At 63.8% G+C, this 12,461-nt stretch carries 14 protein-coding genes; 10 read left to right on the top strand and 4 right to left on the bottom strand.

All coding sequences use genetic code 11. The features are described 5' to 3' along the window. Positions 1–33 precede the first annotated feature (33 nt). Positions 34–450, top strand: a complete 417-nt coding sequence (cpdR, locus tag MSIL_RS06340; protein WP_012590273.1) for a cell cycle two-component system response regulator CpdR — start codon at positions 34–36, stop codon at positions 448–450. Positions 451–580: 130 nt separating this feature from the next. After that, positions 581–1,798 (top strand): lytic murein transglycosylase, encoded by a 1,218-nt coding sequence (locus tag MSIL_RS06335; RefSeq protein WP_012590272.1) that lies wholly within the window; start codon positions 581–583, stop codon positions 1,796–1,798. Here the strand turns inward: MSIL_RS06335 and MSIL_RS06330 are convergent. The 4 genes from MSIL_RS06330 to MSIL_RS06315 form a co-directional block, all read right to left on the bottom strand. Beyond that, positions 1,742–2,452, bottom strand: coding sequence for a TPM domain-containing protein (locus tag MSIL_RS06330; protein ID WP_012590271.1), 711 nt, complete (start codon positions 2,450–2,452; stop codon positions 1,742–1,744). The two genes, MSIL_RS06335 and MSIL_RS06330, sit on opposite strands and share 57 nt — an antisense overlap. A gap of 148 nt (positions 2,453–2,600) precedes the next feature. After that, entirely contained in the window at positions 2,601–3,209 is a 609-nt protein-coding gene (locus MSIL_RS06325; RefSeq protein ID WP_012590270.1) for a TPM domain-containing protein, read from the bottom strand. Further along, positions 3,209–4,093 carry a TPM domain-containing protein gene (locus MSIL_RS06320; protein ID WP_012590269.1) on the bottom strand — a complete coding sequence of 295 codons (885 nt, stop codon included), beginning with the start codon at positions 4,091–4,093 and terminating at the stop codon, positions 3,209–3,211. The genes MSIL_RS06325 and MSIL_RS06320 overlap by 1 nt, the downstream gene beginning before the upstream one ends. A gap of 56 nt (positions 4,094–4,149) precedes the next feature. After that, a complete protein-coding gene (locus MSIL_RS06315) occupies positions 4,150–4,797 on the bottom strand; it encodes a LemA family protein (RefSeq protein ID WP_012590268.1) in 648 nt (215 codons plus the stop codon). A gap of 345 nt (positions 4,798–5,142) precedes the next feature. On the opposite strand from MSIL_RS06315, the gene MSIL_RS06310 reads away from it, so the two are divergent. The 8 genes from MSIL_RS06310 to MSIL_RS06275 all read left to right on the top strand — a co-directional run bounded on the left by MSIL_RS06310 (position 5,143) and on the right by MSIL_RS06275 (position 12,454). Then, positions 5,143–5,778 (top strand): DUF1223 domain-containing protein, encoded by a 636-nt coding sequence (locus tag MSIL_RS06310; protein ID WP_012590267.1) that lies wholly within the window; start codon positions 5,143–5,145, stop codon positions 5,776–5,778. 141 nt (positions 5,779–5,919) lie between these two features. Further along, on the top strand, positions 5,920–6,603 hold the full coding sequence (locus tag MSIL_RS06305; protein WP_012590266.1) for an invasion associated locus B family protein: 684 nt from the start codon (positions 5,920–5,922) through the stop codon (positions 6,601–6,603). A 245-nt stretch (positions 6,604–6,848) separates the two neighbouring features. After that, positions 6,849–8,786 (top strand): acetate--CoA ligase, encoded by a 1,938-nt coding sequence (gene acs, locus MSIL_RS06300; protein ID WP_012590265.1) that lies wholly within the window; start codon positions 6,849–6,851, stop codon positions 8,784–8,786. A 295-nt stretch (positions 8,787–9,081) separates the two neighbouring features. Then, positions 9,082–9,672 carry a L,D-transpeptidase gene (locus tag MSIL_RS06295; protein WP_012590264.1) on the top strand — a complete coding sequence of 197 codons (591 nt, stop codon included), beginning with the start codon at positions 9,082–9,084 and terminating at the stop codon, positions 9,670–9,672. 400 nt (positions 9,673–10,072) lie between these two features. Beyond that, entirely contained in the window at positions 10,073–10,342 is a 270-nt protein-coding gene (locus MSIL_RS06290) for an acyl carrier protein (RefSeq protein ID WP_012590263.1), read from the top strand. 2 nt (positions 10,343–10,344) lie between these two features. Beyond that, positions 10,345–11,568 carry a beta-ketoacyl-[acyl-carrier-protein] synthase family protein gene (locus MSIL_RS06285; protein WP_012590262.1) on the top strand — a complete coding sequence of 408 codons (1,224 nt, stop codon included), beginning with the start codon at positions 10,345–10,347 and terminating at the stop codon, positions 11,566–11,568. After that, positions 11,568–12,011, top strand: a complete 444-nt coding sequence (locus MSIL_RS06280) for a hypothetical protein (protein ID WP_012590261.1) — start codon at positions 11,568–11,570, stop codon at positions 12,009–12,011. Before MSIL_RS06285 ends, MSIL_RS06280 begins: the two co-directional genes overlap by 1 nt. Beyond that, the gene (locus tag MSIL_RS06275) at positions 12,008–12,454 is read left to right on the top strand and encodes a MaoC family dehydratase (protein WP_012590260.1); all 447 of its coding nucleotides are present in this window, start codon (positions 12,008–12,010) and stop codon (positions 12,452–12,454) included. The genes MSIL_RS06280 and MSIL_RS06275 overlap by 4 nt, the downstream gene beginning before the upstream one ends. The last annotated feature ends 7 nt before the right edge of the window (positions 12,455–12,461 follow it).

Here is a 12,461-nt window from a genome sequence, read left to right as displayed (position 1 = left end):
GATCCTTTGCTTGGGCTCCATTGCGAGGCTCCCATGAACGACATGCAATTCCCCACTCAATCCAAGCTTCAGCTTGGCAAGATCCTGCTCGCGGAAGACGATGGCGACATGCGCCGCTTCCTTGGCAAGGCGCTGCAGAACGCCGGCTATCAGGTCGCCGCGTTCGACAATGGCCTCTCGGCTTACAGCCGGCTGCGCGAGGAGCCGTTCGAACTCCTGCTCACCGATATTGTGATGCCGGAGATGGACGGCATCGAACTCGCCCGCCGCGCCACCGAACTCGACCCGGACATCAAGGTCATGTTCATCACCGGATTTGCCGCGGTTGCGCTCAACCCTGACAACAATGCGCCGCCGCAGGCGAAGGTGCTGTCGAAGCCCTTCCACCTCAAGGATCTCGTCAATGAGGTGCAGCGGCTTTTGACGGTCGAGAACGTGCGCGCGAATTGAATCTGGCGGCGCGGCTCGCCTTGGCGCATCCGTCAGAATCGAAATCGAATGACCGGCGCCTTCCCCGCCTGAAACCGCCGCGGGCGGAAACTGTTTTCGTCTCGCGCGCGTCCCTGATAGATTGGCGTTCATGACATTGCCGGCCCACCGCGCCGCATCTCGGCGATCGTTGTTTTCGCTTCGGTTTGCGCTGGGGCTCGTGTGCGCCGGCGCGACTCCCTCGCAGGCGGCCTCGCTGCAGGAATGCCTCGCCGGCCTGCGGCCGGGGATTCTCTCCAGCGGCGTCAGCGCCGCGACCTTCGACAAGGCGACGGCCGGGCTGCAGGCCGACCCCGATATTTTCGCCCTGGCGCAGGCGCAACCGGAATTCAAGACGCCGATCTGGGATTATCTTGCCGGCCTCGTCGACGACGAGCGGGTCGAGGACGGGCGCGCGCAAATGCGCAAATGGGCGCAGCCGCTGTCCGCCGCGCAGTCGCGCTATGGCGTCGACGCCGCGACGATCGTCGCGGTGTGGGGCGTCGAGTCCGATTTCGGCCGCAGCTTTGGCAAACGGCCGATCATCCAGTCGCTTGCGACGCTGTCCTGCGGCCCCTATCGCGCCGCCTATTTCCGCACGGAGCTGACGGCGGCGTTCAAGATCCTCGATCATGGCGACATCGTCCCGGAGCAATTCGTCGGCTCCTGGGCGGGCGCCTTCGGCCACACCCAATTCATGCCCTCGACCTTCCTGCGCACAGCCGTCGATTTTGATGGCGACGGACGCAGGGATCTCATCAACTCGGTTCCCGACGCGCTCGGCTCGACCGCGGCCTATCTGCGCAAGGGCGGCTGGACGCCGGGCGTCGAGTGGGGGTTTGAAGTGCGGTTGCCGCAGGGCTATGCGGGGCCGTCCGGCCGCACTCGCAAGGAGCCGATTGGCCATTGGGCGGCGCGCGGCCTCGTCAAAGTTGACGGCTCGCCGCTGGGCTCCGGCCCCAACGCCGGCCTGCTGCTGCCGGCGGGGCCGAACGGACCGGCCTTTCTCGTGACGCGCAATTTCGATGCGATCTATTCCTATAACGCCGCCGAATCCTATGCGTTGGCGATCGCGCTCCTGTCCGACCGGCTGAAAGGCCGCAAGGGACCGATAACGCCCTGGCCGACCAATGATCCCGGCCTCTCGCGCGCCGACCGGCGCGAGTTGCAGGCGCTGCTGATGCGGCGCGGCTATGATCTCGACGGCAAGGCGGACGGCGTGATCGGAACCAAGACCAAGCGGGCGATCAGCGACTTTCAGGCGAAAGCCGGCCTAGCCCCGGACGGGCGGGCCAGCGTTTCGGTGCTCGCCGCCGCGCGCGGCCGGTAAAAAACGGGCGAGCAGACGCGCCAGGATGCGCCGCTTGGGGCGGCCCAGCACATAGAGTTCATGCTTGACGGGGACGTCGCCCTCTTGCGCTGGGAAATGCTCGGCGAGCAGCGCGCCGCATTGCTCGATCGCCTTGACGAAACCGGTCGCAAGATCGCCGTCGCGCGTGCCCTGGGAGAGCGAGTCGAGCGCTCCCCGCCAAAGCGGTTTGTCGACTTTTGCCGCGATGCTCTCACTGGCGATGACGCGCACGTAATTTTCCGCAAGGGATACGAAGATCAGCACGCCGGCGGGAGTTTGCCTGCGCGTCAGGCCATGGCAGATGAACTGCTCCATCGCGTAGCGATGCGCGTGCTCAAGGCGGACATGGACGTAGGGCGCGAAATGAGGCGCGAGGCCAAAGAATGACAACACCATATAGAGGGCGGCGCAGAGGAAGATCTGTATGAGTATGAGCGGCAGCGGCGCAAGATGCGTTGTCGCGGCGAGCGCGAAAGCGCAGACGAGCGCGATCAGCGCCGACCAGGCGAGCGCATAGATCGCATATTCCTCGGACGACGGGGTCAGCACGCAGAAGATTTGGCCCTTTGTCTTCTGCTCGGCGGCGGCGATCGCCGCATTGATGCGGGCTTGATCCTCATCGGATAAAATCATGCATGCTCCCGGATCACGGCGATATTGGATGCAAAAAAACCAAACCTGGAACGCGATCGATTCCAAGACTGTCGAGGCGCTTTTCGCAAAAATTGCCGACTTTTAGATGGCGCCCGGCTTCAGAACAGCCGCGACATCGCTGGCCGGTTCAGATCTCATAGATCCGGTCGGGCAAATTGGCGCCGCTCTCCGCAGCCGGGAAATGCTCCGCGAGCACCGCCCCGCATTGTTCGGTGGCTTTGATGAAGCCCGCGGCGAGATCTCCCTCGCGGATGGCCTGCAACAATTGATCGACCGCGCTTTGCCAGACGGCTTTGTCGACCTTCGCGGCGATGCCGTCATCCGCCACGACGCGCACGTAATGTTCCGCGAGCGACACGAAAATAAGCACGCCGGCGTGATTGTCCCTGCGCGCCAGTCCGCGCGTCACGAATTGCTCGAGCGCAGCTCGATGCGCATGCTGGCGGCGCAGGGCGCGCGGCGCCAGCAGCGGGCGCAGCCGGGCGATCGAAAAAATCAGATAGAGCGCGGCGAAGACGACCGTCTGGATCAGCAGGATGCGCTGCACCGAAAATTCCGTCGTCGCGATCAGCGCCCAAGGGACGGCGAGGGCGATCAGCGCCGACCAGGCGACGGCGTAGGCGAGATAATCGGACGAACTCCGCGCCAGAACGCAGACGATCTCGCCGCTCGTCTGTCGTTCGGCGGCGGTGATGGCCGCGTTAATTCGGCGCTGGTCGTCACGCGACAAAATCATTACCAGCTCCCCGATGCGCCGCCGCCGCCGGAGGAGCCGCCGCCTCCGGAAAAGCCGCCTCCGCCCGAAAAACCGCCTCCGCCATCCCGGCCGCCGCGACCCGACGCGGCCAATATATTGATCAAGGCGGATAAAATATTGAGCCAGAACGCGGCGTTGCCTTGAGAGCTCCGGTTTTGCGCCGGCTGGCCGCCGCCCCATCGCGGGTCTTCCGCGGCGCCCGCCCCGCGTCCGGCGCGCGGCGTACGCAGAATGAGGAATACGATCAGGACGAACAGGCCGAAAACCAGCCAGGGTGCGATGGAATCCGCGCCGGATTGGCTGCGGTCGAGCCGCAGATCCGGCCGTTTTTCCCATTCGGCTGAATCTGTGGTGAGCACCGTGATGACGTCGTCGACGCCGCGCTCAATGCCGCCGCCGAAATCGCCCGTCTTGAACCGGGGCGCCATGGCGTTGGCGATAATGATTCGAGACAGCGCGTCGGTCAGCGTTCCTTCGAGCCCGTAGCCGACCTCGATCCGGACTCTCCGCTGATTGGGCGCGACGAGCATCAACACGCCATTGTTCTTGGCGCGCTCGCCAAGTTTCCATTCGCGGAAGAGCGCGTTGGCGTAGGGCTCGATCTCGTCGCCTTCCAGCGAAGGGACCGTCGCCATGACCAGCTGGATGCCCGATTTCTCCTCGAGCGCGGCGAGTTTCTGTTCAATCGCGGTTTTGGTCTGCGCCGGAATAATATTGGCCGCGTCGACGACGCGCCCCGTGAGCGCCGGAAAATTAAAAGCGAGCGCAAGGCCCGCGCAAAGAAAGGCTCCAAGGCACAGAAAGGCGCGGAGCAAGGCGGGCGCGGCGCGAAGGCGGCGGGAAAATCCCGGAGTGAGAGTCAAGGCGGCGGCTGGGCGGAAGACGCCCGGCCGCTCGACCTCAAAGGATAAAAATCGCGTCAAAACTTCACTTGCGGAGCAGTCTGCGCGGCGTCGCTCGCGGCGAAGGGCGCCAGCGGCTGCTTGCCGGCGAACACTGTCTTTGCCCAAAGCAGCGTCGGGAAAGTCCGCAGCGCGGTGTTGAATTCGCGCGCGGCTTCGATGTAGTCGCGGCGGGCGACGGCGATCCGGTTCTCGGTGCCTTCGAGTTGCGATTGCAGGGCAAGGAAGTTCTGGTTCGATTTGAGTTCGGGATAGTTTTCGCTGACGGCGAGCAGGCGGCCGAGCGCGCCGGATAATTGCGCCTGCGCCGCCTGGAACTGGCGCACTTTCTCAGGATCGGTCAGCTGCGAGGCGTCGATCGTGACCGAGGTCGCCTTGGCCCTTGCCTCGACGACGGCGGTCAGCGTTTCGCGCTCCTGTTTGGCGAAGCCCTGAACGGTCGCGACCAGATTGGGAACAAGGTCGGCGCGTCTTTGATATTGGTTTTGCACCTCGGCCCATCTGGCTTTGGCCTGTTCCTCAAGGGTCGGAATGGTGTTGTAGCCACAGCCCGAAAGAGAGAGGCCAAGCGTTACGAGCGCCAGCGCGGACAGGATCCGTCGCGCTGGCTGTCTGAACGACCATCTTGCGGAAAGATATTGCGCGGCATTCTCAAAAAAGGTCATGCTCGGGGCTCCAGCCAGAAAAGGTCGCTCCCGAAAGCCAATAAACGATCCGGCGCGCCGAAGAAAGCGGCGTCGCAATCATGCGGTTTGTGCTCGCGGAGGCTGTACGGTAAACAGGATTTGACTGGCGTGGGTTGCGCCGTCGTCTAGAGTCCCGCCAATTCATCCTCCCGCTTTGCAAAGCTTCGATAGACAGTGGCCTGATCAATGGGATTTGTGGAAAGCTTACCCTTGATCTCTCTTTACGGCGCTATTCCGCGACACTTCCTGCGCGCAGTCTTTATCCTTGTAGCGAGCGGCAGCGGCGTCGCCTCGGCGGCTTCTCCGCCTGCCGTTGCTTACGCTATGGAACTTTTTACAAGCCAGGGCTGTTCTTTCTGTCCGCCCGCCGATGCGTTACTCGCAACTCTCGCGCGAAAGCCTGACGTCGTCGCCGTTTCTTTCCCGGTCGACTATTGGGACTACATCGGCTGGAAGGATACGATGGCCTCGCCTGTTTTCGCCGCGCGCCAAAGGGCCTATGCGGCGGCCATCGGAGATCAGCACGCCTATACGCCGCAGATGATCGTCGACGGAATGCTGGGCGCCGTCGGCAGCGACCGCAAGGAGATCGAGTCGGCGATCGCTTTGAGCCGGGGCAGGGAAGGCGCGATGAGCGTTCCGGTGCGGCTGACGCAGGCCAATGGCGCGCTGGTCGTGGAGGTCGGCGACGGCGAGGGGGGACCTGCCGTGGTGCTTGCGCTGCGCGTGATGCGCTCGCGGACCGTGCATATCGGCCGCGGCGAGAATGCGGGCCGCAATGTGACCTATACGAATGTCGTCCGCGCCATGGATGAGATCGGGGTCTGGAGCGGCGCCGCCGCCACCTTCCACGCCCCCGATGTGCGCGAAGATGGCGAAGGCTATGTGATTTTCGTGCAGAAAGGGTCGCCGCAGCGGCCGGGCGTGATCCTCGGCGCCGCCAAGGCGCCGGGTTTTTGATCCGGGCTTGCCCGGCTTTGGCCGCGCAATAGTTTTTGCGGCGCCCGCTTTGCTCTCTTTCGCCTGTGAAGCTCCCGTCCTATAAGCGTGGCGATCGCCTTTCCATTGCAGCCGACGATCGGTAGGGAGCCTCCGCGAGCCATGATATTTCGTTTCCTTCCCGGCGCGGCGCTTGCTCTCGCCGGATTTTTTGCGCCGTCCCTCTGCCTTGCGGCGATCGAATCCCGCTCCAGCCAGGAGCTGGATTCGTATGGCGTTGCTCCCGCGGGACGCTGGACGGAGGCGAGGCAGACCGATCCCAAATCGGATGAGGCAAAAAAATCCGACGCCAAGAAATCGGGCGCCAAGACGGGCGATGCGAAACCGGGCGAGGCCAAGAAACCCGGCAAGCCGGTGCAGGTGGGCTCCTATGGCGATTGGGGCGCGTTTCTCGCCGAGGGCGCCAAGGACAAGACCTGCTATGCGCTGGCGACGCCGAAGGAGCGGGCGCCCGCAGCCTTGAAGCGCGACCAGGCCTACGTCTTCATCTCGAACCGGCCGGCCGAGAAGGTGCGCAACGAAGTCTCGATCATCATGGGCTTTGCGGTGAAAGACGGCGCCGACGCGCGAGCCGACATCGGCGGCGCGAATTTCAATCTCGTCGCCAAGGGCGCCAACGCCTGGATCAAAAATCCGGCGGAAGAGGCGCAATTCGTCGAGGCGCTGAAAAAAGGCTCGAAGCTGATCGTCAAGGCGCCGTCCGTAAAGGGCAATGTAACGACGGATACCTACTCCCTTTCGGGGATATCGCAGGCATTGGACAAAGTTCAGAAAGATTGCCCATAAAAACAAATGCCGGGGCGTCGAACGCCTCGATGAAGAAACGCTTGATCCGCTTTGGAGGATTGGCGCTGAAGGCGCATACTGGAATGTCACAAGGAACAGCGGGAAGGGTCGTCCGCCGCATCCCGCTCTAAACGATTGCCATCGATCGCACACATGAGTCTGGATTGGACCGATCCAAACTGATGAGTGATCCAGCTGATTTGAGGAAGGCGCCCAAAAACGCGCTGCCTGGGAGGATTACGCAAATGTCGGATAAAGTCTATCCTGTAACTGCTGAGTGGAGCAAATCCGCCTACGTCGACGCGGCCAAGTATAAGTCAATGTATGAGAGTTCGGTCTCGGAACCGGATAAGTTCTGGGGAGAGCACGGCAAGCGGATTGACTGGGTCAAACCCTACACCAAAGTCAAGAATACGTCGTTCGATCCGCACAATGTCTCGATCAAATGGTTCGAAGACGGCGTGACGAATGTCTCGACCAATTGCATCGACCGCCATTTGGCGACGCTGGGCGACCAGACCGCGATCATCTGGGAAGGCGACGACCCGAATGAATCGAAGCACATCACCTACAAGCAGCTGCACGAAGAAGTCTGCCGCCTCGCCAATGTCCTGAAGTCCTATGGGATCAGCAAGGGCGACACCGTCACGATCTATTTGCCGATGATCCCTGAGGCCGCTTACGCCATGCTGGCTTGCGCCCGGATCGGCGCCATCCATTCGATCGTGTTTGGCGGTTTCTCGGCGGATTCGCTTGGCGGCCGCATCGAGGGCTGCAAATCGAAGCTCATCATCACGGCCGACGAGGGATACCGCGGCGGACGCAAGGTGCCGCTGAAGGTCAACGCCGACGCGGCTATCAAGAAAGTCGACGGCATCGTTGAGACCATGATCGTGGTGCGGCGCACGGGAGGCAAGGTCGCCTGGACCGAGGGCCGCGACGTTTGGTACGACGAGGCGCTCGCCAAAGCCAGCCCCGACTGCCCGGCCGCAGAGATGAACGCCGAAGATCCGCTGTTCATTCTGTTCACCTCGGGCTCGACCGGCGCGCCGAAAGGCGTCGTGCATTCGACCGGCGGCTATCTCGTCTGGGCCTCGATGACCCATCAATATGTCTTCGATTATCGGCCGGGCGAGGTCTATTGGTGCACCGCCGACGTGGGCTGGGTGACCGGACACAGCTATATCGTCTATGGCCCGCTCGCCAATGGCGCAACGACGCTGATGTTCGAGGGGGTTCCGAGCTATCCCACCATCTCGCGGTTCTGGGACGTCGTCGACAAGCACCAGGTCAATATCTTTTATACGGCGCCGACGGCGATCCGCTCGCTGATGGGCGCCGGCGACGGACCGGTGAAGGCGACCAGCCGCAAGACTCTGCGCGTCCTTGGTTCGGTCGGCGAGCCGATCAATCCCGAGGCTTGGGAGTGGTACTACCGCGTTGTCGGCGAGGAGCGTTGTCCGATCGTCGACACCTGGTGGCAGACCGAGACCGGCGGCATTTTGATCAGCCCCTTGCCGGGGGCGACCGCGCTGAAGCCGGGTTCGGCAACGCAGCCCTTCTTCGGCGTGCAGCCGCAGGTGGTCGATGCGGCCGGCGAGGTGCTTGAGGGTCCCTGCAGCGGCAATCTCGTCATCGCCGATTCCTGGCCGGCGCAGATGCGCACCCTGTTCAACGATCACGAACGCTTCGTGCAGGCCTATTTCTCGGCCTATCCGGGCAAATATTTCACCGGCGACGGCTGCCGGCGCGACGAGGACGGCTATTACTGGATCACCGGCCGCGTCGACGACGTGATCAACGTCTCTGGCCACCGCCTCGGCACCGCCGAGGTGGAAAGCTCTCTGGTGGCCCACATCAAGGTCGCAGAGGCTGCGGTCGTCGGCTATCCGCACGACCTCAAGGGGCAGGGCATCTACGCCTATGTGACCCTGATGACCGGCATCGAGCCGAGCGAAGAGCTGCGGAAGGAGCTCGTGTCTTGGGTGCGCAAAGATATCGGGCCGATCGCCTCGCCCGATATCGTGCATTTCGCGCCCGGCCTGCCCAAAACCCGCTCTGGCAAGATCATGCGCCGCATCCTGCGCAAGATCGCGGAGAAGGAGTTTTCGGCTCTCGGCGACACCTCGACGCTTGCCGATCCGTCGGTGGTTGACGATCTGATTCGCGAGCGCGCGAACTAGAATTGCTCCGCCGGGCGGCCTCGCTCGGCGGCGTTGAGATGCATAGTAGGGCGTTGGACGTTCATGCTGAGCGTCTGACGCCCTAATGCTGAGTCGAAACGGTCTCGCGCAATTCGCGTCCGCGCTGCTTGCCGCGCCCAAATGTCGGTGAAATAGCCTCTAACACGCCGAGTCTCGCCTTTGGCCCGCAGTTTTCGGGGTTCTTTAGGCTTGGTTAACCATGTTGCCGGTAGCCTCGAATCGGGCGCGAGGCGCAAGCCAGGAACGTCCGATTCGGCAACATCGGCAGGCGGCAATGAGCAAGAAGCGCTTCGGCTGCGACCAACCCTTACGGTCAATCTCTCCACGCGCCGGTTCTTTCATTCTTTTCCTTGCGCGACTCGCAACGGCGGCTGCGGCGGCGTTTGCCGCCCTCCTTCTGCCGCCGCAACCCGAAGCGCTTGCGCGTGAGATCGTTGCCTTCCCGCAGCCCTATCCGGCCGGGATGATCGTCATCAAGCAGAGCGAACGAAAACTCTATCTCGTCACCGGCGACGGGCGGGCGATCCGCTATCCCGTCGCCATCGGCAAGAGCGGCAAGGCCTGGCAGGGCGAAGCCACGATCCAGGGCAAGTTCATGCGGCCGTCCTGGTCGGCGCCGGCGGACGTGCGCCGCGATCATCCCAATTTTCCCGCCGTTATTCCGGGCGGATCTCCGCGCAATCCGATGGGCGCGGCGGCGCTGACGCTCTCCCTCTCGGAGGTCGCCATTCATGGCACGACGGCGAGCATGCGAAAGTCGATCGGCGCCGCGGCGTCCTATGGCTGCATCCGCATGCTGAATGAGGACGTCGTCGATCTTTTCGGGCGGGTCAGCGTCGGAACCCCCGTGGTCGCGATTCCCTGACTTCTGTCTTGAGCCGGCGACCCACAAAACGACGGCGCCGGCCGCCGCCCTTTATTTTCGCCTCCGTTTGGCGTAACCAACCAGTCGGCTCAGGTTGCGGCGCGGGTTCGTTGCGCGCCTGACGTCGCAAACGCCGGGCCGCGCCAGCGGCGCGGTAGGTTGACGCCAGACCGTCGACTGTGTTCGATTTGCCCCCCGTCCGGCTCTGTCCGGCGCGGCGGGATCGATCCATTCGCGGCGCTTGAGATCTTGCGTCGGCCGAGAGCATCGTGCAGCCAAGCGGGGGTGCTTGGCGTCGCTAAGATGCGGCAAACAAAGGGTTTGGGCGTCCGATGTTCGAGTTTGAACGTCTGGCGCTCTGGATAAGCGCAATTTTGGACGCATGGCGTGGGAGTCATCGGTGGAAACGAAGGATCTCGATCAAACCGAGCTCGTCAATCAGATTATCGACGTCATCGTCAAGGAAGGCATGATCGATCGGGAGAAAGTCACGCCCGACGCGACGATTGAAAGCCTCGACCTCAAATCGATCGACATCGTGATGATTCTGACGGCCATCGAAGATAAATTTGACGTCTATATTCCGATGGACGGCCCGTTCCACGAGGCCAAGGACATCAAAAGCCTGATCGACGCCATCGCGGCCTATATCATCAAAGAAAAATCATAAATATGAACACTCAAAGGCGGGTCGTCGTCACCGGCATGGGCGCCGTGTCTGCAGCAGGCATTGGCGCGGACGCCTTATGGCGAGCGGCGCGCGATGGACGCTCCTGCGTCTCCGAAACGCAGTTCAACCGACCCTACCGCGGCCGCATCAAGATCTCCGCTCAGGTGCAGGGTTTTGACCCCGCGGCGCATATCGAGGCTGCGGTGCTGCCTTTCTGCGATCCGGTCACGCAATATCTGCTGACGGCCGCCGACGAGGCCGTCGCTCAGGCGGGTCTCTCACGCGCGGAGCCGATGGGGCCGCGCACGGCCTCGATCATCGGCACTGGCGTTGGCGGCATGCATACGCTCGAGGACGGGCTCTATCTTGCGCTGGTGGAGCAGGGGCGCCCGGCCCCCCTCACCGTGCCGCGCCTGATCCCGAGTTCGCCCCCCTCGAACGTCAGCATCCGCTATGGCGCGACGGGCCCCTGTTTCGCCGTCGCCAGCGCCTGCTCCTCGGCGACGCAGGCGATCGGCATTGCCGCGCAGCTGATTCGCTGGGGCGTCATCGATCGCGCCATCGTCGGCGGGACGGAAGACTGCATCACCAATAGCGCGCTGCTCGCCTGGGAGGCGCTGCGCGTGCTGACGCCCGACGCCTGCCGTCCCTTCTCCAAGGGCCGCAACGGCATGATTCTGGGCGCCGGCGCCGCGGTGTTTATCCTAGAGGCGGAAGACATCGCGCTCGCCCGCGGCGCCGTGCCGCTCGTCGAACTTGCAGGATATGGCACGACCGCTGACGCCAAGGATCAGGTGCGTCCCGACGCAAAGGGCGCCGCGGCCTGCATGAGCGAGGCCCTGCGCGACGCAGGCGTCGCCATCGACGAAATCGATTACATCAACGCCCATGGCACTGGCACGACGGTGAACGACATCACCGAAGCCGAGGCGCTCGGCTTGGTGTTCGGCGCGCGGGCGCCGCAATTGCCGGTGTCCTCGACCAAGCCCATCCACGGGCACGGGCTTGGCGCCGGCGGCGCGCTGGAGCTCGTCGTCACCATCGGCGCCGTGCGCAATAGCATCGCGCCGCCGACCATCAATTGGCGCGAGCCCGACATCAAATGTCCGGTCGACGCTGTGCCGAACGAGGCGCGGCCGATGCCGATTCGCACCGCGATGAGCAATTCCTTCGCCTTCGGCGGCATCAACGCTTCTCTCGTCGTGCGCCGCGCCGAGGCTGCCTGATGCAGGCGGCGATCGCCGAGGCCGACGAGGAGACGCTGGCGCGGCTGCCGGACCTCCGCGTCCGGACCGACGCTGAAAGCGTCGCCGCGTTCCGGCGCGCCGCTTTTCTGGAGAAGGAAAGCGAGGCCGGCGCTTCTGGCTCCGAAATTCCTGCGACTTATCCGTTCTGCTGGCTGACGTTGCCTGAGGTTCGCCCGACATTGCGCCGCATGATCGGCTGCGGCGGCGTCCTGCCCGTGCATGAGGCGCAAAGCTTCTCCTATCAGCGCCCGCTCGCCCTTGACGCCGAATACCGCCTCGATCTCATCTTCAAGCGCTCCAGCGCGCCTGACCGGCTGACCGTTTCCGGTTCGATCACGACCTTGGGCGACGAGCCCTGCGCGGCCTTCGAGACAGTGCTGCGGCTGGTGCTGACGGCGGGCGCCGCGGAATCCGCGCCATGAGCCTGCCGCCGGACGCGTCCGTCGGCGATGGGCCGAAAATCGGCGATTCGATCGGAAAGACAGAGTTTGGTCCCGTTCGGGCCGAGGATCTCGCCCGCTACGCGCTGGCCTCGGGCGACGACAATCCGCTGCATCTTGACGCCGACGTCGCCGCGGCCGCAGGCCTGAAGGCGCCGCCGATCCATGGCATGCTGATGATGAGCTGCTTTGAGCCCGCGCTGCAGCGCTGGCGGCCCGATCTCGCCATCGCCCGGATGTCGGCGAAGTTTCTGCGGCCGGTGCCCGTCGGCGACTCCATTGTCATCTCTGGCCGAATCGTCCGCGCGACCTCGGGGCCGGAGGCCGAACTGCTGTTGCGCCTGATGGCGCATGGCTCCAATGGCGATCTTGCCGTCCTCGCCGAGGCGACGCTGGCGCCCGCAAGCCGGCCCGCCCAGCTCTGACGATGGG

The organism is Methylocella silvestris BL2, from assembly GCF_000021745.1.
In the GTDB taxonomy this organism is placed as follows: Bacteria; Pseudomonadota; Alphaproteobacteria; order Rhizobiales; family Beijerinckiaceae; genus Methylocapsa; species Methylocapsa silvestris.
Note: the sequence above shows the minus strand (reverse complement) of the source record. Positions and strands in the feature narration are given on the sequence as shown.

Coding starts and splice junctions, on each gene's coding strand:
- cpdR (WP_012590273.1), top strand. CDS start 34: ATGAACGACATGCAATTCCCCACTCAATCCAAGCTTCAGCTTGGCAAG.
- MSIL_RS06335 (WP_012590272.1), top strand. CDS start 581: ATGACATTGCCGGCCCACCGCGCCGCATCTCGGCGATCGTTGTTTTCG.
- MSIL_RS06330 (WP_012590271.1), bottom strand. CDS start 2,452: ATGATTTTATCCGATGAGGATCAAGCCCGCATCAATGCGGCGATCGCC.
- MSIL_RS06325 (WP_012590270.1), bottom strand. CDS start 3,209: ATGATTTTGTCGCGTGACGACCAGCGCCGAATTAACGCGGCCATCACC.
- MSIL_RS06315 (WP_012590268.1), bottom strand. CDS start 4,797: ATGACCTTTTTTGAGAATGCCGCGCAATATCTTTCCGCAAGATGGTCG.
- MSIL_RS06310 (WP_012590267.1), top strand. CDS start 5,143: ATGGAACTTTTTACAAGCCAGGGCTGTTCTTTCTGTCCGCCCGCCGAT.
- MSIL_RS06305 (WP_012590266.1), top strand. CDS start 5,920: ATGATATTTCGTTTCCTTCCCGGCGCGGCGCTTGCTCTCGCCGGATTT.
- acs (WP_012590265.1), top strand. CDS start 6,849: ATGTCGGATAAAGTCTATCCTGTAACTGCTGAGTGGAGCAAATCCGCC.
- MSIL_RS06295 (WP_012590264.1), top strand. CDS start 9,082: ATGAGCAAGAAGCGCTTCGGCTGCGACCAACCCTTACGGTCAATCTCT.
- MSIL_RS06285 (WP_012590262.1), top strand. CDS start 10,345: ATGAACACTCAAAGGCGGGTCGTCGTCACCGGCATGGGCGCCGTGTCT.
- MSIL_RS06280 (WP_012590261.1), top strand. CDS start 11,568: ATGCAGGCGGCGATCGCCGAGGCCGACGAGGAGACGCTGGCGCGGCTG.
- MSIL_RS06275 (WP_012590260.1), top strand. CDS start 12,008: ATGAGCCTGCCGCCGGACGCGTCCGTCGGCGATGGGCCGAAAATCGGC.